Source organism: Pseudomonas oryzihabitans (assembly GCF_006384975.1).
In the GTDB taxonomy this organism is placed as follows: domain Bacteria; phylum Pseudomonadota; class Gammaproteobacteria; order Pseudomonadales; family Pseudomonadaceae; genus Chryseomonas; species Chryseomonas psychrotolerans_B.
In genome coordinates, this window is sequence record NZ_CP021645.1 from 3580543 (window position 1) to 3600626 (window position 20084).

Annotated in this window: 18 protein-coding genes; 14 read left to right on the forward strand and 4 right to left on the reverse strand. The window is 64.7% G+C overall.

Annotated elements, in window-relative coordinates; all coding sequences use genetic code 11:
- Window positions 1-56: 56 nt before the first annotated feature.
- A complete protein-coding gene (locus CCZ28_RS16120; protein WP_007160189.1) occupies window positions 57-266 on the forward strand; it encodes a cold-shock protein in 210 nt (69 codons plus the stop codon).
- 402 nt (window positions 267-668) lie between these two features.
- Here CCZ28_RS16120 and pap read toward each other — a convergent pair whose 3' ends face one another.
- A complete protein-coding gene (pap, locus tag CCZ28_RS16125; RefSeq protein ID WP_140219586.1) occupies window positions 669-2153 on the reverse strand; it encodes a polyphosphate:AMP phosphotransferase in 1485 nt (494 codons plus the stop codon).
- 200 nt (window positions 2154-2353) lie between these two features.
- Here pap and CCZ28_RS16130 point away from each other — a divergent pair, with 200 nt between their 5' ends.
- The 8 genes from CCZ28_RS16130 to CCZ28_RS16165 all read left to right on the forward strand — a co-directional run bounded on the left by CCZ28_RS16130 (window position 2354) and on the right by CCZ28_RS16165 (window position 9444).
- A complete protein-coding gene (locus CCZ28_RS16130; protein ID WP_140219588.1) occupies window positions 2354-3319 on the forward strand; it encodes a CHAD domain-containing protein in 966 nt (321 codons plus the stop codon).
- Window positions 3320-3596: 277 nt separating this feature from the next.
- Window positions 3597-3860, forward strand: coding sequence for a PepSY domain-containing protein (locus CCZ28_RS16135; RefSeq protein ID WP_140219590.1), 264 nt, complete (start codon window positions 3597-3599; stop codon window positions 3858-3860).
- Between the two features lie 118 nt (window positions 3861-3978).
- Window positions 3979-4818 carry an STAS domain-containing protein gene (locus tag CCZ28_RS16140; RefSeq protein ID WP_140219592.1) on the forward strand — a complete coding sequence of 280 codons (840 nt, stop codon included), beginning with the start codon at window positions 3979-3981 and terminating at the stop codon, window positions 4816-4818.
- Window positions 4819-4831: 13 nt separating this feature from the next.
- A complete protein-coding gene (locus CCZ28_RS16145) occupies window positions 4832-5254 on the forward strand; it encodes an STAS domain-containing protein (protein WP_140221374.1) in 423 nt (140 codons plus the stop codon).
- A gap of 4 nt (window positions 5255-5258) precedes the next feature.
- A complete protein-coding gene (locus CCZ28_RS16150; protein WP_058761816.1) occupies window positions 5259-5612 on the forward strand; it encodes an ATP-binding protein in 354 nt (117 codons plus the stop codon).
- Window positions 5603-6589: a SpoIIE family protein phosphatase gene (locus CCZ28_RS16155; protein ID WP_240795171.1), complete on the forward strand. Its 987-nt coding sequence runs from the start codon at window positions 5603-5605 to the stop codon at window positions 6587-6589. Before CCZ28_RS16150 ends, CCZ28_RS16155 begins: the two co-directional genes overlap by 10 nt.
- Window positions 6582-8339, forward strand: a complete 1758-nt coding sequence (locus CCZ28_RS16160; protein WP_140219594.1) for an ATP-binding protein — start codon at window positions 6582-6584, stop codon at window positions 8337-8339. The genes CCZ28_RS16155 and CCZ28_RS16160 overlap by 8 nt, the downstream gene beginning before the upstream one ends.
- A complete protein-coding gene (locus CCZ28_RS16165) occupies window positions 8332-9444 on the forward strand; it encodes a hybrid sensor histidine kinase/response regulator (RefSeq protein ID WP_140219596.1) in 1113 nt (370 codons plus the stop codon). The genes CCZ28_RS16160 and CCZ28_RS16165 overlap by 8 nt, the downstream gene beginning before the upstream one ends.
- Before the next feature lie 440 nt (window positions 9445-9884).
- On the opposite strand, the gene CCZ28_RS16170 is transcribed toward CCZ28_RS16165, so the two are convergent.
- On the reverse strand, window positions 9885-10982 hold the full coding sequence (locus tag CCZ28_RS16170; RefSeq protein ID WP_140219598.1) for a hybrid-cluster NAD(P)-dependent oxidoreductase: 1098 nt from the start codon (window positions 10980-10982) through the stop codon (window positions 9885-9887).
- 331 nt (window positions 10983-11313) lie between these two features.
- On the opposite strand from CCZ28_RS16170, the gene gbcA reads away from it, so the two are divergent.
- The 5 genes from gbcA to CCZ28_RS16195 all read left to right on the forward strand — a co-directional run bounded on the left by gbcA (window position 11314) and on the right by CCZ28_RS16195 (window position 17334).
- Window positions 11314-12606: a glycine-betaine demethylase subunit GbcA gene (gene gbcA / locus CCZ28_RS16175; RefSeq protein WP_140219600.1), complete on the forward strand. Its 1293-nt coding sequence runs from the start codon at window positions 11314-11316 to the stop codon at window positions 12604-12606.
- A gap of 177 nt (window positions 12607-12783) precedes the next feature.
- Window positions 12784-14409, forward strand: coding sequence for a methyl-accepting chemotaxis protein (locus tag CCZ28_RS16180; protein WP_140219602.1), 1626 nt, complete (start codon window positions 12784-12786; stop codon window positions 14407-14409).
- A gap of 148 nt (window positions 14410-14557) precedes the next feature.
- Window positions 14558-16183 (forward strand): methyl-accepting chemotaxis protein, encoded by a 1626-nt coding sequence (locus CCZ28_RS16185; protein ID WP_140219604.1) that lies wholly within the window; start codon window positions 14558-14560, stop codon window positions 16181-16183.
- Between the two features lie 97 nt (window positions 16184-16280).
- Window positions 16281-16913 carry an HAD hydrolase-like protein gene (locus tag CCZ28_RS16190; protein ID WP_140219606.1) on the forward strand — a complete coding sequence of 211 codons (633 nt, stop codon included), beginning with the start codon at window positions 16281-16283 and terminating at the stop codon, window positions 16911-16913.
- Between the two features lie 10 nt (window positions 16914-16923).
- On the forward strand, window positions 16924-17334 hold the full coding sequence (locus tag CCZ28_RS16195) for a DUF2141 domain-containing protein (RefSeq protein ID WP_140219608.1): 411 nt from the start codon (window positions 16924-16926) through the stop codon (window positions 17332-17334).
- Window positions 17335-18049: 715 nt separating this feature from the next.
- Here CCZ28_RS16195 and trpA read toward each other — a convergent pair.
- A complete protein-coding gene (gene trpA, locus CCZ28_RS16200; RefSeq protein WP_140219610.1) occupies window positions 18050-18856 on the reverse strand; it encodes a tryptophan synthase subunit alpha in 807 nt (268 codons plus the stop codon).
- Window positions 18853-20061: a tryptophan synthase subunit beta gene (gene trpB / locus CCZ28_RS16205; protein WP_140219612.1), complete on the reverse strand. Its 1209-nt coding sequence runs from the start codon at window positions 20059-20061 to the stop codon at window positions 18853-18855. The genes trpA and trpB overlap by 4 nt, the downstream gene beginning before the upstream one ends.
- Window positions 20062-20084 lie beyond the last annotated feature (23 nt).

Consider the following 20084-nt stretch of genomic DNA (forward strand, 5'->3'; position numbering starts at 1 on the left):
TCCCGTTCGCGAATGTCTCGCTGACGTGGTTGTTCCCCTACACCCTGGAGATACTCATGTCCAATCGTGAAAATGGCACCGTCAAGTGGTTCAACGATGAGAAAGGCTACGGCTTCATCACCCCGGAAAGCGGCGCCGACCTGTTCGTGCACTACCGCTCCATCGAAAGCGCCGGCTTCAAGAGCCTGAGCGAAGGCCAGAAGGTCACTTTCGTGGCTGTCAAAGGCCAGAAGGGTATGCAAGCTGACCAGGTTCAAGTCGTCTAACGACTGATCCGGTTGCAGAAAGGCCCCGCTTCGGCGGGGCTTTTTCGTTTCTGGGGTTTGGTACTTGCCTGGCTTACGCCATTTAGCTGATTAGCGTGCCTGCTGAAGCCTTTGTTTCGCCCACCCGGGCGAGTCACTTTTGCCAGTCGCGGCAAAAGTAACCCAAAACGCTTGCCCCTCCATCGGCCCCGGCTGCGCCGGGGTTCGTTCGCTCCATCGCCGCTCCGTGGGGACGCCGCGAAGGGCCATCCATGGCCCTCGCGACTCTCGCGGCATCCATGCCGCTCGCCCCCCTACGCAACGATTCCGCTCACCCTTCTGGCAAGGGGCGTATCCTCCGCGCCTGAACGTCCACGATAAACGTCGCGAGATAGGTGTGAAGCGAAACCAGGCAAAGGCCTCTCAACCCTTGTCGTACGCCCGCTCCAACGCCTCATTGAGCGTCCGCAACACCTTCACCCGCGCGAACCTCTTGTCGTTGGCCTCCACCAGCGTCCAGGGCGCGACGGCCGTGCTGGTCTGCACCACCATGTCGTTCACCGCCTGGCTGTAGAGATCCCACTTGTCGCGGTTGCGCCAGTCGTCCTCGGTGATCTTGAATCTCTTGAAGGGTGTTTCCTCACGGGCCTTGAACCGCTCCAGCTGGGTATCCTGGTCGATGGCCAGCCAGAACTTGGCCAGTACGATACCCGCGTCGTGGAGCTGTTCCTCGAATTCGTTGATCTCGCCGTAGGCGCGTTGCCAGTCGGCCACCGGCGTCAGTTCCTCCACCCGCTCCACCAGCACCCGGCCGTACCAGGATCTATCGAAGATGGTGAAATCGCCCTGCCGCGGGATGTGCCGCCAGAAGCGCCAGAGATAGGGCTGGGCCAGCTCCTCGTCGCTCGGCGCGGCGACCGGGACGATCCGGTATTGCCGTGGGTCCAGCGCCCCGGTGACGCGGCGAATGGCACTGCCCTTCCCTGCCGCATCGTTACCCTCGAAGGCGGCCACCAAGCCATGGCGGCGATACCTCTTGTCGCGCAGCAGCCGGGCCAGCCGCGCCTGTTCGGCGAGCAACAGATCCTCGTAGTCGGCCTTGTCCAGGCGCTGGCCGAGGTCCAGGGACTCCAGGACCCCGCGACCATCCACCGGCGGGGCGATCACGGCGGCGGCCTTGCGCTGCTTGCGGGGCTTGTTCGCCAAGGCGCGTTGCAAAGCCTTCAGCAGCAGGGTGCCGACGGTCAGGCTGCGAAAGCGCTCGTCGAAACCGGGCACCACGTGCCAGGGCGCGTAATCGTGATGGGTACGGCGCACCACCCGCTCGCCCTGCTTGACGAAGCGGTCGTAGACCTTGGCCTGGCGCCAGTCCAGCGGACTGAGTTTCCAGCCCAGGCGCGGATCCTTCTTGAGGTGTTTCAGGCGCTGCTTGAGCTGGTCCTTGGACAGATGGAACCAGAACTTGAGGATCAGGGCGCCTTCGTCGGCGAGCATCCGCTCGAAGCGCTCCGCCTGGCCGATGGCGGCGTCCAGCTCGATCCTGGACAGCTCCTTGTTGACCCGGGCGTGCAGCATCTGGCTGTACCAGTTGCCGAAGAAGACACCGATCCGGCCCTTGCCCGGCAGCCGTTGCCAGTAGCGCCAGGCGGGTGGGTGCTCACGCTCTTCGGCGGTGGGCTGCAGGAAGGTCTCGACGCGGATGAGGCGTGGGTCCATCCATTCGTTGAGCAGCTTGACCGTCTCACCCTTGCCGGCCCCCTCGACGCCATTGATCAGCACGATCACCGGAAATCGCCCCTGCGCCTTCAGCTCGTACTGGGCGGCGAGCAAGGCTTCGCGCAACTTCGGCAGCTTGGCCTCGTAGGTGGCCTCGTCGAGCAGGTGTTCGTTCTCGGCGGCTTCGAACATCCGGATCTCCTCGCTCTGGTGGAGGGGCAACTATAGCCCCTCTGACCCGCAGTGCGGCGCCCGGTGCCCAATACGGATGTGCATGACGGTAATATGACGATTAAATGAAATTTGGCATCAACCGCTGTTGTAGAGGTCTTCACACCGTTAGGCTCCCGCGCAAGCGGGCGCTGCAGCCCACCTAATCCGAGGAGAGTTCGATGGCCTTTCGTTTCGATGCGCGGCAACCGGCTGAGGATGAAGTACGCCGAGTGGTGACGGATCGTCTGGTACAGGCTGAAGCCTCCCTGGGGAGCCATACCCCCACGGGCGTGCACGAGACACGCAAGCGCCTCAAGGAATTGCGGGCCCTACTCCGCCTGCTGCAGGGCGCCCTGGGCAAGCGCGCCTTCGCCAGCCGCAATCGCCGGCTGCGCGACCTGGGTCGCGAACTGTCCTCGCTGCGCGACAGCGCCGCCCTGGTGGAAAGCTGGGACAAGCTGGGCGAATCCGATCGCAAGAGGTTCGCCTCGCCGGCCATGAAGCGCGTGCGCCAACGCCTGCAGGAGCGCGCCGACCAGCAGATCGCCGCGGTCGACGGCCATCCCGAGCTGCTCACGGAACTCGCCACCCTGCGTGAGGAGGTCGCCGACTGGAAGCTCGCCGGCCAGGGCTTCGCGCTCTTCGCCCGCGGTCTGGAAGACCACTACAAGGCCGGTCGCCAGGCGCTCAAGACGGCGCGCGACAAGCCCACCGACGAGACGCTGCACGATTGGCGCAAGCGGGTGAAGGATCACTGGTATCACACCCAGTTGCTCGCCGCCGCCTGGCCCACCGAATTCAAGACCCGCCAGAAGAGCCTCAAGCGCCTCGCCGACTACCTGGGCGACGACCATGACCTGGCCGTGATGCAGCAGCTGCTGACCAGCGAACCCACCCTGTTCGGCGCCAGCAACACCCGCCAGGCCATCGGCGAAAGCCTGGCCCAGCAGCGCGAGCGACTGCAGGCCAAGGCCTTCTCCCTGGGCATGCGCCTCTACCTCGACAAACCCAGCGTACTCGCCGAGCGCTGGCGCGATCTCTGGCGCCTGGCCAGCCGGCCCTACACGCCACGCAAGCCCAAGGGCAAGCGCACGGCCGCCCCTGCGGGGCTGTTGCCGCATCTGGTCGAAAAGACCGATAACTGAGGCGCTAAGAGCCTGTTCATAATCTCGCGAGCTAGAGCCATACAAAGCCTAGGCGGCCCCGCGAAAATAGCTGAGGAAGCGGATCGGGCTCGCGAACGAGTTTACGAGTGGTAAATGAGCATTGCGACGGGGCCGCCCAGGCGGGGCTGGCCTTCCAGGCCCTTTTCAACGCGGTTTGGCCGACGCGCAGCAGATTTTGAACAGGCTCTAAGGATTCGGGATTTGTCGCGCGCCCCGGTGGTCAAAGGTAGACAAACCACCACGCCGAGGTTTCGCGATGAAATCCAAACTGCTCGCTTCCCTGTTCGCCTGTTCCGTCCTGGCCAGCACCGCCGCGCTGGCCGACCAGCCCGGTGCCGACTGGATGCCGATGAACGACGTCAAGACCAAGCTCATGGAGCAGGGCTACACCTCGGTGACCAAGATCGAAGCCGACGACGGTCAGTGGGAAGGTGAAGGCGTAAAGAAAGATGGTATGAAGTACGACTTCCACGCCGATGCCAAGACGGGCAAGATCACCAAGGAAAAGATGGACATGTGATCCTGCGCCGACCGGGCACCCCGCCCGGTCATGCCGTATGAGCTAGCCGCATCCTGCCTTCCCTCTCCCCGTCAGGCGGGTCATCCCCCACCGCCTGCTCCGTCACCTAGGAATACCCATGTACAGTACCGCTTTGGTCGAGCTGCTGCGCACTCACGAGCAGGCGTTGCTCGACGCCTGGATAGGCGCTCAGCGCGCTGCCGGCATGCGCGTCGATCTGCTCGACGAAACCACCATCCTGGCCAATTCCGCCGAATTGCTGCGGCGTATCACCGTGGCCGCGGCCCAGGGCGGCAGCGATCTGCGAGAGTCGCACTGGCAGCCGGTGCGCTCGTTGCTGGAGCGTTTCTCCTTCGACCAGAGCCGCGCGGGCCTGACGCCTTCGCAGACGGCGACCTTCGTCTTCTCGCTCAAGGAGCCGCTGTTCCGCCTGATCCAGAACGAGTGCGACGATCCGCTGGCCGAGATCTGGGCCGCCACCCAACTGATCGACGCCCTCGGGCTGTACAGCGTGGAAAGCTACGTCAGCGGCCGCGAGACGGTGATCCGCGAGCAACAGGAAAGCATGCTGGAATTGTCCACCCCGGTGGTGGAACTGTGGGACGGCATCCTCGCCATCCCCCTGATCGGCTCGCTGGACAGCAACCGCACCCAGGTGGTGATGGAATCGCTGCTGGAGAAGATCGTCCAGACCGAGTCGGACATCGCCATCATCGACATCACCGGCGTGCCCACGGTGGACACCATGGTCGCCCAGCACCTGCTCAAGACGGTGACCGCCGCCCGCCTGATGGGCGCCCAGTGCATCATCAGCGGTATTCGCCCGCAAATCGCCGCCACCATCGTCCACCTGGGCGTGGAACTCGGCGACGTCATCACCAAGGCGTCCCTGGCCGATGCCTTCCGCCTGGCCCTCAAACAGCAGGGCGTGCGTCTCGCTGCCCCGGCCACGCGCTGAGGATGGCGGCATGATCGACAAGATCCCGATCCTCAAGCTGGGCCCCTTCCTGCTGCTGAGCATCCAGGTCGACATGCACGACCAGTTGGCGCTGGACCTGCAGGAAGACCTCACCGAGCAGATCATCCGCCACAAGGCCAAGGGCGTGCTCATCGACATCTCGGCACTGGAGATCGTCGATTCCTTCATTGGCCGGATGCTGTCCCATATCGCCCAGGTCTCGCGCATCCTCGATGCCAAGGTCATCGTGGTCGGCATGCAGCCGGCGGTGGCCATCACCCTGGTGGAGCTGGGGCTGTCGCTGGAGGGCATCGCCACGGCGCTGAACATGGAAAAGGGCATGCGCCGGCTCGAAGCCATGGTCGCCGACGACGAATCGCTGGAGGAGTCAGAGGGTGCCGAAGTCACAGACGCTTCCCCTCCGCCAGGAGACTGACATCGTGCTGATCCGTCAGCAGGTGCGCAAAGTCGCCGAAGCCATTCGCCTGGGCCTGATTTCCCAGACCAAGATCGTCACCGCCGCCAGCGAGATCGCCCGCAACGGCCTGGTCTATGGTCTCGGTGGCGAGTGCCTGATCGAGGAAACGGTGCGGGCCGGCAAGCCGGCGATCCGCCTGGTGATCCGTGACCAGGGGCCGGGCATCGCCGATCTCGAACGCGCCATGGTCGACGGCTATACCTCGGGCAAGGGCCTGGGGTTGGGGCTGTCCGGCTCGCGCCGTCTGGTGGACGACTTCCATATCGACAGCCAGCCCGGCCAGGGCACCACCGTGGAGCTGTGGAAGTGGCGCTGAACGGCCAGCCGGGCAGTTTGGTGCTACCGGTGACCAGCACCGCTCACGTCGATGCGGCGCGGCGAGCGCTGGTGCGCCTGGCCAGCGGCATCACCACGGATGAAACCCTGTTGGGCCGGCTGACCATCGTCGCCCAGGAGCTGGGCTACAACCTGGTGCGCCATGCCGGCCACGGCGAACTCCTGGCCACCCTGGGCGACGATGGTGTCCTGGACGTGGTGGCGGTGGATAACGGCCCCGGCATGGCCGATGTCGCCCGTTGCCTGACCGATCACTACAGCACGGCGGCGACCCTGGGCGCCGGTCTGGGGGCGATCCGCCGCCAGTCCGATGTCTTCGACATCCATTCACGGCCGGGCCAGGGCACCGGGGTGCTGGCGCGTTTCCATCTGGCCGGCGCGCCCAACACCCGCCTGCAGCACGGCGCCCTCTGCACCCCCTATCCCGGCGAACAGGTCTGTGGCGACAGCTGGGCGGTCTCCGGGCGGCGTCTGCTGGTGTGCGATGGACTCGGCCACGGCCAGCAGGCCGCCTTGGCCAGTCGCCGCGCCCGTGAGCTGTTCCTGCGCCACGGCGTGCACCTGCCACTGCAACGCCTGATGGAAAACCTGCACCAGGCGCTGATGGAAACCCGGGGCGCCGCCCTGGCCCTGGCCGAGCTGGATGCCGACCAGGGGCAGGTGAGCTTTTGCGGCATCGGCAATATCGCCGGGCGCCTGCTCGGCAACACGGCTCGCAGCCTGGTGTCCAACAACGGCACCCTGGGCTACCGCATCGGCCGGATCCAGACCTTCACCTACCCCTGGACGCCGGGCACCCTGCTGGTGCTGAACTCCGATGGTCTAACCTCCAAGGTAGGCCTTGGTGAACAATCCGGACTCGGCGCGCGCCATCCGGCACTGATCGCGGCCCTGCTACATCGTGATTTCCGTCGTCCTAACGACGATGCCACCGTTCTGGTACTCAAGCATGTCTGATGCCCTGCCCCTGCTGACTCTTGCCATCCGCAGCGAACAGGACGTCGTGCAGTGCCGCCAGACGGCCAAGCGGCTCGCCGCCGCGCTGGACTGGCCGGTGCTCGAACAGATTCGCCTGGCCACAGCCGTGTCGGAACTGGCGCGCAACATCTATCAGTATGCCGGCAGTGGACGCTGCGAATTCACCCTGCTCACCGGCCAGGGCCAACTGCTGCGCGGCCTGCAATTGCGCGCCATCGACCAGGGTCCGGGTATCGCCGAGATGGAGGCCATCCAGGCGGGCAGTTATCGCTCCAGCACCGGCATGGGCATCGGCCTGCGCGGTGCGCAGCGGCTGTTCGACGACTTCGACATCCAGACCTCCCCCGCTGGCACCCGGATTACCGCCAGCAAGTACCAGGCGCCGCGGCCCTTTCCCGATCCGGCCGTGCTCGCTGACCTGACCCGCGAACTGCAGGGCGCCACACCACCCGATCCCTACCAGCAGATCCGCCTGCAAAGCGAAGAGCTGCTGTTCACCAATACCGAATTGCACCTGCGGCAGTCGGAGTTGGAAGCCACCAACAAGGAACTGGAAAACACCAACCAGGGCGTGGTGGCGCTCTACTCGGAGCTGGAGAAGGCGACCCAGGAACTCAAGGAGGCGAGCGAAGCCAAGACCCGCTTCTTCTCCAACATGACCCATGAGTTCCGCACCCCGATCAATATCATCGAGAACGTCGCCAAGCTGCTCGCCAGCGGCGTGGATGGGGCGCTCAATACCGAACAGCAGCGCCAGGTGCGCTTCATCAGCGATGCGGCGCTGGAACTGGCCAATCTGGTCAGCGAACTGCTGGCGCTGGCGGAAGTGCAATCCGGTCGCCTGACCATCGTGCCCCAGCCTTTCTACCTGGGCCCCTTCGTCGAGCGACTCACCCAGTTCGCCACGGCCCTGGCGCCCCGCTATCCGCAGGTCAGCTTCACCATCGCCCCGGCACCCGCCGAGGTGCTGCTGGAAACCGACGAGAGCCGGCTGTTCCAGGTACTGCGCAACCTGATCTCCAATGCCTTCAAGTACACCCCGCAGGGGCGAGTACGCATCCAGGTGTTCCAGCCCGACGACGACAGCCTGGAATTCCTGGTGGAAGACAGCGGCATCGGCATCGCCACGGAAGATCAGCAGAAGATCTTCGAGGAATTCGAACGCATCCGCTCGCCCCACCTGACCCACATCGAAGGCACGGGGCTGGGCCTGCCCCTGGCGCAGCGCCTGACCGTGCTGCTCAAGGGCGAACTGACGCTCGACAGCGAAGTCGGTCGCGGTAGCCGCTTCACCCTGCGTCTGCCCCGCCGCTATTCAACCTCCACAGGCGCCACCCAGGAGCTGGACCTCAGCGGCCTCACCGTGCTGGTGATCGAGGACAACGAAGGCGATCGCTACCTGGTCCGCCGCACCCTCGAATGCCTGAATCCCGTGCTGCTGGAAGCCGATAGCGCCCGCAGCAGCCTGGATCGGCTCAACGCGGTACGCCCCGATATCATCATCCTCGATCTCGACCTGCCCGATATCAACGGTGAGGACCTGCTGGCCAGCATGGACTGGAGCATGCACCGCCGCGTGCTGATCAACACCGCCCAGCCGCTCGACGAGACCAGCCGCAAACGGCTGCAGGACTACAGTTACGCCATCCTCTCCAAGCAGGCTCCCGATCACGCCGAACGGCTGCTCGCCGCGGTGTGCGCCCTGGCGCGGAGTCTGTCCGATGACTAGCCCGGTGCACCGTATCGTCATCATCGACGACACCGAGGCCAACCGCTACGTCTTGCGCAAGATCCTGGCGACCCAGCCCCAGTACGAGGTGCTCGAAGCGGCCAGCGGTGCCAGTGGACTGCTGTTGATCGACGATGACGTCGAGCTGGTGATTATCGACGTCAACCTGCCAGACACCACCGGTTTCGAGCTGATCCAGGCCATCGAACTCAAGCGTGGCTGGGGACGGCTGCCGGCGATCATCAACATCTCGGCCACCTTCGTCTCCGGCAGGGACAAGGCACAGGGTTTCAACACCGGCGCCCAGGCCTACCTGACCCACCCGATCAATCCGGAAGAGGTGCTGGCCACCGTCGGCGCCCTGCTCAAGGCCAGCTCGCGGGTCGGGCGCATGGAGCAGCAGCGCAATTCGGCCATCGCCCGCAGCGAGAATCTGCAGGCGGAAAAGGTCATGCTCGAGCGCTTCATGAGATCGCTCAACCACGACCTGCGCTCGCCGCTCACCGCCGCGACCATGGTGGTCAATCTGATGCAGCGTAACCCCGCGCGGCGTACCGACGACCTCTTGCAGACCCTGCACGACAACCTGCAGCGCATGAACCAGATGATCACCGACGTGCTCGACATCACCCATATGAGCCTCGGCGGCGGCGTGCGCCTGAGCGGCGATCCGCTCCAGCTGGGCGCCCTGCTCGAGGATGCCGCGGCCAACCTGCGCCTGCAGTTCGCCAATCGCCTGGAGTTGCTCATGGAGACCCCGGAGCTGGACGTGGTGTGGGACCGTTATGCCTTCCTGCGCATCTTCGACAATTTGGTACTGAATGCCGCCAAGCACGGCCAGGCCGGCACCGAGATCCAGGTGCGCCAGAGCCTGGCCGAAGATGCTGTGGTGCTGGAATTGCGCAATCGTGGCCAGTTTCCGGACGATGTCCTGGCCAACCTGGCGACGCCCTATTTCATCTCCACCCGCAGCGAGAAGCGCGGCTGGGGCCTGGGGCTGCCCATCGTCAAGGCACTCAGCGAAAGCTTCGGTGGCGAGGCGCGCTTCGCCAACGGCGAGGGCGAAGTGATCATTACCCTGAGATTGCCGACGCGGATCGTCTAGCGCGGCGCGAGGTAGATGGGGCGTAGGTTGGGTTGAGCGCAGCGAAGCCCAACGGGACTGGGCTTCAACTCTGTACCTCGGTGTAGGTGCCCTGGATACTTATCGAGTTTTGCTGATGCCTTTTGTTTCGCCCCCTCGGGCGAGTCACTTTTGCCAGTCGCGGCAAAAGTAACCAAAAACGCTGTCCCCACGTTTCGGCCCTCCGCTTCGCTCCGGGTTCCCTCGTTCCGGTGCCGTTGCGGGGGCACGGCACGAAGGGGCCTCCTGCCCCTCGCGCCTTGCTCGGCGTCCTGCCTCGCAACCCCCGCAACGACACCTACGCCTCGGCCTCACTGACGGGGACGGAGCACCAGCCTGAAGCTTCGGCGTTTACAAAGGTAATTCCTAGTAGCGAAGCCCAACGATGCCGAGGTCAATGTTGGGCTGTTGGGCTTCGATCCTCAGAACTCGATCTGCACGTCCCCTTGCGGGATGCTACAGCAGGACAGGATGTAGCCTTCGGCTTCGTCTTCCTCGGTGATGCCGCCGTTGTGGTCCATGACCACCTCGCCGCTCTTCTTGAGCACCTTGCAGGTGCCGCAGATACCCATGCCGCAGGCCTTGGGAATGTGCAGGCCGAGCTTGGCCGCCGCGCCGTGGATGGTCTCGCCGGGACCGATGCTGACGCTCTTGCCGCTCTCGGTGAAGGAGATCAGGCACTGGGCTTCCAGCGGGATCGGTGGCAGATCCGCCGCGGCCTCGGCCTGTTCCGCCGCCTCCACCTTGGCTTCCGGCGGCGTCGCGCCGAAGGATTCCTCGTGGTAGCGGGCCATGTCGAAGCCCAGCTCGCGGAGCATGGTCTTGACCGCATTCATGTAGGGCGTGGGACCGCAACAGAAGATCTCGCGCTCGCGGAAGTCCGGCGCCATCAGCTCCAGCATGCGGCGGTCGAAGTAGCCCCGGAAACCGGCCCAGGATTCGCCATGCTCGGTGCGCTCGCACACCATATTGAGCACGAAGTTGTCGATCCGCGACGCCATGTGCTCCAGCTCGTGCCGGTAGATGATGTCGCGCGGGGTGCGGGCGCTGTGCACGAAGACCATGTCGACGTTGGCGTTGGTGTCGTAGAACCAGCGCGCCATGGACATCACCGGGGTGATACCCACGCCGCCGGAGAGATAGAGCACCTTGTCGGCCGGGAAGTCGATGGCGTTGAACAGCCCCACCGGGCCATGTACGGCCAGGGTGGCGCCGACCTTCATGTTGTCGTGCAGCCAGTTGGACACCTGGCCACCCGGCACGCGCTTGACCGTGATGGAGAAGCTATAGGGCACCGAAGGCGAGCTGGAAATGGTGTAGGAACGCATCACCTGCTTACCGCCGATCTCCAATTCCAGGGTCACGAACTGACCCGGCTTGAAGAAGTACATCAGCGGGATTTCCGCGGTGAAGCAGAAGGTGCGCACATCCCAGGTTTCCTGGATGACCTTGACGCAGCGCACGGGGTGCCGGCCATTGGTCCAGGTCTGGGTGGTTACGGGGTTGATGAAGGTATTCATGGCGCACCTCGACTGCCGCTCGGGCCTAATGGCGGCGATTCTGGAAGCGCCATCCGACCGTCACTTTCCCAATCGCGACATCCACATGCCGATGGCGACCGGCCCAGCAATGACAAGGGCTGGCGCGTCGTGAACAGCGTTGGCCATGTCGCCCATGAACAAGGCACACTCCCGGCTCCGGCCCCACACTCCGCCCCAAGCCGAACCCGAAACAGCGCACGACGGGCAAACCTCAGGGTCATTCGGCGGCCCCGCCCCGTCGGCCAACAAGCCTTGCAATACCGTGACCAACCACTTTTCGCCACCCGCCGGGTGGCCACGAGGATGTACGATGGACGTCAGCACCCTGAGTTTGGGCGACCCTCTCGAGCCGGCCCGCAAGGCCACGGCCGAAATGCTGCGCACCCGCGAGCGCACCCATTCCCTGCCCCAGCCGTTCTACAACGACGAGCGCCTGTTCAAGATCGACATGCAGGAGATCTTCGGCAAGGAATGGCTGATCGCCGGCATGACCTGCGAGATCCCGGCCAAGGGCAACTTCATCACCCTGCAACTCGGGGACAACCCCATCCTGGTGGTGCGCGGTACCGAGGGCAAGATCCACGCCTTCCACAACGTCTGCCGCCACCGCGGTTCGCGCCTGTGCGTGAGCGACAAGGGCAAGGTCGCCAAGCTGGTCTGCCCCTACCACCAGTGGACCTACGAACTGGACGGCCGCCTGCTGTTCGCCGGCACCGAGATGGGCGCCGACTTCAACATGGCCGACTACAACCTCAAGCCGATCCACGTGAAGACCGCCGGTGGCTACATCTTCATCTCCCTCGCCGATGAGCCGCCCGCCATCGACGACTTCCTGCGTACGCTCGAGCACTACATGGAGCCGTACGACATGGAGAACACCAAGGTCGCGGTGCGCACCGATCTGGTCGAGCAGGCCAACTGGAAGCTGGTACTGGAGAACAACCGCGAGTGCTATCACTGCAGCGGCTCCCACCCCGAATTGCTGAACACCCTGCTGGAATGGGACGACGTCACCGATCCGCGCGCTTCCCAGGCCTTCAAGGACCAAGTCGCCGCCTGCACCACCCGCTGGGACGCCGACAAGATTCCCTATGCCCATGCCAGCTTCGGCCTGCGCAACCGCATCGTGCGCATGCCGCTGCTCGCCGGCACCGTGTCCATGACCATGGACGGCAAGCAGGGCTGCCAGAAGCTCATGGGCCGCATCACCGATCCGGACCTCGGCTCCATGCGCATCCTGCACCTGCCGCACTCCTGGAACCACTGCATGGGCGATCACATGATCGTCTTCACCGTGTGGCCGCTGGGTCCGACCGAAACCGTGGTGACCACCAAGTGGCTGGTGCACAAGGATGCCGTGGAAGGCGTCGACTACGACCCGGTCAACCTGCGCAAGGTCTGGGACGCCACCAACGACCAGGACCGTCGCCTGGCCGAGGAAAACCAGCGCGGCATCAATTCCAAGGCCTACCAGCCGGGTCCGTACTCCAAGACCTATGAGTTCGGCGTCATCAACTTCATCGATTGGTACAGCGAGCGCCTGCTCAATAACCTCGGTGAAGAGGTCCCGGCGGCGCACCTGCGCCAGGTCAGCGGCGACTGACGACAGCGATTCTTCCCCTGCCCATGGAGCTGCAAGGGCTCCATGGGCCTGTCAGATAACCGTCTTTTTTGAGGTGCGGTTTTTTGACGCACCCTATTCCACAGCCTTTTATCCAAAACATCACATAAAGTTGCGACCCTGTTCACAATCTAGAAGTTTTCTTCTTTACAGGCCATCATGACTTTACGTTCATTTTCCATCGCTATCCGTAATCTGCTGTGTTTTGGCATCCTCGCGATGCTCGTCTCGACCCTTGGCCTGTTCGGCTGGTATCAATTGGCGCAGATTCGCGAGTTGGGGCACCAGGTGGAGCAGCGCCATATCCCCACCCTCATCGAAGCCAATGATTTGAGCATGCTGCTGGCGCGGACCCGCATCGAGACGCTGCGCCTGCTGGCCATGCCCGATGCCGAGACCCTGGCCAGCACCCGCAAGAAGCTGGATGGGCTAAACACCGATGTTCAGGCCATCTTCGAGCACTATCAGCAAGGGGTACTGTCGCCGCAGAGCCGCCAGGCGCTGAGCGATCTGCGTCAGGTGCAGCAGCAATACATGCGGGGCGTGCAGCAACTGGCCACCCTGGCCAGCGCCGGTCAGCTCATCGAAGCGCGCCAGGTGGTCCAGCAGAGCATGGCGCAGCTGGGCGGCCAGATGAATGCCGGTATCGACACGCTGCGCAACGTCGTCCGGCAGGATATCCGTACCGCCAGTAACGAGGCGGATACCACCTATGCGCGTTCCATCACGGTGACCTGGCTGGCGATTCTGCTGGCGCTGGCGCTCACCGCCCTGCTCGCCTGGCGCCTGACCCGCAGCATTGCCGGCCCGATCGCCCAGGCCGTGGTGGCGGCACGCACCATCGCCACGGGCGACCTGACCCAGCCACTCGACAGCCGTGGCCATGACGAAGCCGCCCAGTTGCTGCAGGCCATGCAGCAGATGCAGAGCCAGTTGCGCGAGACCCTCGGTCATATCGGCGATTCGGCCAGCCAACTGGCCTCCGCCGCCGAAGAAATGACTGCGGTGATGCAGGAAAGCGCCCAGGGCCTGCAGCAGCAGAACAGCGAAATCGAGATGGCGGCCACCGCCGTCACCGAGATGAGCCAGGCGATCGAGGAAGTCGCAGGGAATGCCGGTTCCACATCCACCGAATCGCGCCAGGCCGCGCAGACGGCGGTCCAGGGACAACGCCAGTTGGGCGACACCCTGGGTGCCATCGAGGCGCTCACTGAACAGGTCCTGGGTGCTAGCAGCCAGGCCCGCGACCTGGAAACCCAGACCCGCGATATCAGCCAGGTATTGGACGTGATCCGCTCGGTCGCCGAGCAGACCAATCTGCTGGCACTCAACGCCGCCATCGAGGCCGCCCGTGCCGGTACGGCGGGTCGTGGCTTCGCTGTGGTAGCCGACGAGGTACGCGCACTGGCCCAGCGCACCGGGGACTCGACCCGTGAGATCGAAAGGATGATCGGCAGCATCCAACAGGGTACCGGCCAGACCGTGGATGCCTTGCTGACTAGCGCCGATCAGGCACGTCAGACCCGGGAGCAGGCCCAGGCGGCCAACGCCGGCCTCGCCGCCATCGCCGGGTCGGTATCCGGCATCGACGAGCGCAACCTGTTGATCGCCAGCGCCGCCGAGCAGCAGGCCCAGGTGGCCCGCGAGGTGGATCGCAACCTGGTACGTATCCGCGACCTCTCGGTACAGACCGCCGCGGGCGCCGAGCAGACCCGTGGAGCCAGCCAGCAACTGGCCGACCTGGCGACGACCCTCAGCGGTCAGGTGCGACGCTTCCAGTTCTGAGCGCCGGTCGAGCGCTCTGGGCTGGCTACCAGGCCGCGCTAGCAGCACGGTGACAGCAGCCCATTAGTCATATTTAAGACGATTGGACATTAAGTCATGGCGGCCCTAGCCGTTACAGGAGGCCTCCATTTCCATCGGGGCTGCCGCCGTGACTTTTCGTTCCTTCTCCATCGCCATCCGCAGTTTGCTGTGTTTCGGTCTGCTGGCCATTCTCGTGGCCAGCCTGGGCCTGTTCGGATTACTGCAACTCTCGCAGATCCGCACCCAGGGCCAGGTGATCGAAACCAATAACGTTCCCAGCATCGTCGAAGCCGATAACCTCGCCCTGCAACTGGCCCGTACTCGGGTCGAGGTATTGCGGCTGCTGGCGATCCCGGATGCCGCTACCGTCGCCGCCACGCGCAAGAAGATCGACGGCATCAGCGCCGACGTCGAGGCCGGCTTCGCCCGTTACCAGCGCCTGCTCACCACCGACCAGGAGCGGCAGGCCTTCGCGGCGCTGCAGCAGATCCACCGCGACTATGGACGCTACATCGGCCAGCTCGCCGACCTCATCGGTGCCGGCCGGCTGGACGAGGCGCGTAGCCTGATCCAGAGCAACATGGCCCAGCTCGGCGCCCAGATGAACGAGCGCACCGAAGCCCTGCGCAAGATCAACCAGGCAGACATCAAGGCGGCCTCCCAGCGCTCCGGTGACACCTATGCCGAGGCCACCTCCATCACCTGGATCGTCATTGCCCTGGCCTTGGGCCTGACCCTGCTGCTGGCCTGGCGCCTGACCCTGAGCATGACCCGCCCCATCGCCGAGGCCGTCACCGCCGCCAAGACCATCGCCAGTGGCGACCTGACCCAGGCCCTGGATACCCAGGGTCGCGACGAAGCCGCCCAACTGCTGCAGGCCATGCAGCAGATGCAGACCAACCTGCGCGATACCCTGGGCCACCTGGGGCACTCCGCCACCCAACTGGCGTCGGCCGCCGAGGAAATGACCGCGGTCATGCAAGAAAGCGCTACCGGCCTGCAGCAGCAGAACAGCGAGATCGAGATGGCGGCCACCGCCGTCACCGAGATGAGCCAGGCGGTGGACGAGGTGGCCGGCAACGCCACCTCCACCTCCTCCGAATCGCGCCTGGCCGCCGATACCGCGCGCCAGGGGCAGCGCCAGCTGGGCGATACTCTGGGCGCCATCGAGGTGCTGACCGAAAACGTCCTGGGCGCCAGCGAACAGGCCCGCCAGCTGGCCGAGCAGACCCGCAACATCAGCCAGGTGCTCGACGTGATCCGCGCGGTCGCCGAGCAGACCAACCTGCTGGCGCTCAACGCCGCCATCGAAGCCGCCCGGGCGGGTGATGCCGGGCGTGGCTTCGCCGTGGTGGCCGACGAGGTGCGCGCCCTGGCCCATCGCACCGGGGAGTCCACCCGCGAGATCGAAGGCATGATCGGCAGCATACAGCAGGGTACCGGCCAGACCGTCGACGCCTTGCTGACCAGTGCCGACCAGGCGCGCCAGACCCGCGAGCAGGCGCAGTCGGCCAATGCCGCCCTGGCTGCCATCGCCCAGTCGGTGGCGGGGATCGACGAGCGCAACCTGGTGATCGCCAGCGCCGCCGAAGAGCAGGCCCAGGTGGCCCGCGAAGTCGACCGCAACCTGGTGCGCATCCGCGACCTCTCGGTCCAGACCGCCGCGGGTGCCGAGCAGACCCGCGCCGCCAGCCAGCAGCTCTCCGAGTTGGCGGTGGAGCTCAACGGCCAGATTCGCCGCTTCCGCGTGTGATCTGTCCGGCAGGGACGCCGGTCCCTGCCCTGGACGCGGTGGCAAAACCTGAAGGCGCCCGCTACGCTGGCGCCTTCGCTGGCCGCGTCTCCCTCGCATGAGCTACCGCTACGTCATCTTCGATTTCGACGGCACCCTGGCGGACAGCCTGCCCTTCTTGCTGAGCTGTCTCGGCGAGCTGGCGCGGACCCATGGCTTTCGCGAGCCGAGCCCCGACGAGTGGCCGCAGCTACGCGCCGCCTCCCTGGCCGGACTGCTGGAGAGCCTGCGCATTCCGCTGTGGCAGGTGCCCCGGATCGCCCGTCACTATCGGCGGCTGATGGCGCAACGGGGCACTACGGTCGCCCCCTTCACCGGGATACCAAGTGCGCTCGCACGGCTCAGGGCCGCGGGATTGCAACTGGGCCTGGCGACCTCCAATTCCGCCACCAGCGTGCGCCAGGTGCTGCCGGACGCCTGGCACCTGTTCAGCGATGGCGAATTCGACATCTCCCTGCTCGGCAAGGCACGACGCCTGTCGCGCTTGCTGAGACGCCAGGGTATCCCGCCCGCCGAGTCGCTCTACGTCGGTGACGAGTTGCGCGACTTGCAGGCGGCCCGCCGTGCCGGCCTGGACTGCGCGGCCGTGGCCTGGGGCTATGGGTGTGCCGCCACGCTGCGCGAGCAGCGTCCCGATCTCTTCTTCGAACGACCGGCCGATCTGCTGCGGCTGGCGTCTTCCCCCTCCTGAAGGAATGCCTATGAAGCCTCTGTTGCTGGTGTGCGGTCTCTGTGTGAGCGGTCTGGTGCAGGCGGCCGAGTTGCAGGTGCGGGTGGAGACGGTCGATGACACCGGCGGCCAGCTACTGCTGGCGGTATTCGCCAGCGAAGAGGCCTGGAAAGAACACAAGACGCCGCTGGCCCAGGCCCATCTCGCCGCTCAGCCCGGTGCCCAGGACTATCGCTTCGAGCTGCCGCCCGGGCGCTATGCCGTGTCGGTGATCCATGACAGCAACGACAACCAGAAGCTGGATACCAACTTCATCGGCATGCCAACCGAGCAATACGGCTACAGCAACAATCCACCGCTGCGCATGCGCATGGCGACCTTCGAGGAATGCGCCTTCGTACTCCCCGCGGAAGGATCGCGGCAAAAGGTGACGTTGCGCTAGGCACGAAGCCCATACACAGCCTTCCGAACAGAAAATCAACAGAGTTATCCACAGCCGCTTTAGCGTTCGAACATCGGCAAGATTCTGAACTGGCGTGGATAACTCTCTGGGCGGAGAGGAAAAAAAGCTTGACTCGAAAAACCCGGCAAATATCGATCAAAATTTGATCGATTCTCTACAAGCCGCGCCGTATCTAGGTTTCAGCACTGAGCGAACAAGCTATCCACAGCCCTATGCAGGTGGATTGTGAGTTGTGGAAAACCCGTCGACGGCAACTGATCATTTTTTGTACGATCCTCTGCAAGCCTTGGTAACTCTGGCTGTGCAGCCGAGTCCCACATCTTTTCCACAAGCACGCACACAGTAGATGTGGGAAAACCCAGCGAACCCCTGGTGATTTATCCCCTAGCAGCCCTGCGGTTAGATCGTTCATTTTTTGTACAATCAAGGCCGGCCGAAGGTCTTTCCCGTTGCTGACAACTTGCCCAAGGCTTATCCACAGCCTTTGCATGAGGAGCAATAGCGCTCACCCAGGTTTGCTTCGACGCCGAACGTTCATCTGCAATCGATCAACAAGCCCTGAAGCGATAAAAACCTTCTGACACGCGGCTTTGCAGCAGCGACGAACAGACTGCCCACAGGCTTATGCACAGGCCGGAAAAACGACAGACATAAAAAAGACCGCCGAAGCGGTCTTTTTCGTAACGGCCTGGGATCAACGCGCGGTACGCACGCTCTCCGACAGTTGCCGGCAGAGGCCCAGGACGCCATCGATGGCGGCGCCGCTGGATTCAGCCTTGGCGATCTGGTCGACGAAGGCCGAGCCCACTACCACGCCGTCGGCCAGCCGGGCGATGACGCGAGCCTGCTCCGGGGTACGGATGCCAAAGCCTACCGCCAGCGGCAGATCGGTGAAGCGGCGCAGGCGCGCTACCGCGGCTTCGACGTGCTCGGTGGTAGCCGAGCCGGCACCGGTCACCCCGGCAACGGACACGTAGTAGACGAAGCCGGAGCTGGTGTTGAGCACCCGCGGCAGGCGGGCGTCATCGGTGGTCGGGGTGGTCAGGCGGATGAAGTCGATACCAGCGGCCTGGGCCGGCAGCGCCAGCTCGGCGTCGTGCTCCGGCGGCAGGTCGACCACGATCAGGCCATCCACGCCCGCTTCGGCGGCTTCGGCCAGGAAGCGCTCCACGCCATAGCGATGGATGGGGTTGTAGTAACCCATCAGCACCAGCGGCGTGCCCTGCTCGTCGCGGCGGAAATCGCGCACCATCTCCAGGGTCTTGGCCAGGTTCTGACCAGCCTGCAGGGCCCGTAGGGCAGCGGCCTGGATGGCCGGGCCGTCGGCCATGGGGTCGGTGAAGGGCATGCCCAGCTCGATGACGTCGGCACCGGCGGCCGGCAAGCCCTTGAGGATGGCCAGGGCGGTGGCGTAGTCCGGGTCGCCGGCGGTGGTGTAGGTGACCAGAGCCGCACGGCCCTCGGCCTTCAGCGCGGCGAAGCGGGTTTCCAGGCGGCTCATAGGGCGTCTCCCAGGTGGCTCATCACGGTCTGCATGTCCTTGTCGCCGCGGCCCGAGAGGCAGATCACCATCAGGTGGTCCTTGGGCAGGTGCGGAGCGCGCTTGTAGGCTTCGGCCAGGGCGTGGGCGGACTCCAGCGCCGGGATGATGCCTTCCAGACGGCAGGTCTGGTGGAAGGCCTTGAGCGCCTCGTCATCGTTGATCGGCACGTATTCCACGCGCTTCACGTCGTGCAGGTGGGCGTGCTCCGGACCGATGCCGGGATAGTCCAGGCCGGCGGAAATCGAGTGGGCGTCGATGATCTGGCCGTCGTCGTCCTGCAACAGGAAGGTGCGGTTGCCGTGCAATACGCCGGGCATCCCGCCGTTGAGGCTGGAGGCATGCTTGTCGGTGTCCACCCCGTGACCGCCGGCTTCGACACCGACGATGGCCACCTCGGGATCATCGAGGAATTCATGGAACAGGCCCATGGCGTTGGAGCCGCCGCCGACGCAGGCGATCAGGCTGTCGGGCAGACGGCCTTCCTTTTCCAGGATCTGGGCGCGGGTCTCGCGACCGATCACCGCCTGGAAGTCACGGACCATGGCCGGATAGGGGTGCGGACCGGCCACGGTGCCGATCAGGTAGAAGGTGTCGGCGACATTGGTCACCCAGTCGCGCAGGGCCTCGTTCATGGCGTCCTTGAGGGTACCGGTGCCGGCGGTGACAGGGATCACCTCGGCGCCCAGCAGCTTCATGCGGAAGACGTTGGCCTGCTGGCGGTCGATGTCGGTGCTGCCCATGTAGATGACGCAGGGCAGTCCGAAGCGCGCGGCGACGGTGGCGGTGGCCACGCCGTGCATGCCGGCGCCGGTCTCGGCGATGATGCGGGTCTTGCCCATGCGCTTGGCCAGCAGGATCTGGCCGATGCAGTTGTTGATCTTGTGCGCGCCGGTGTGGTTCAGCTCTTCACGCTTCAGATAGATCTTGGCGCCACCGAAGTGCTCGGTCAGGCGCTCGGCGAAGTACAGCGGATTGGGCCGGCCAACGTAGTCGCGCTGGAAATAGGCCAGCTGATCGAGAAACGCCGGGTCGTGCATGGCGGTTTCGTATTCGTGCTGCAGATCGAGGATCAGCGGCATCAGGGTTTCGGCGACATAGCGGCCACCGAACTGGCCGAACATGCCCTGGGCGTCGGGGCCCTGGCGATAAGCGGTCTGGGTCATGGGGTTCTCCTGCGAAGATGGAT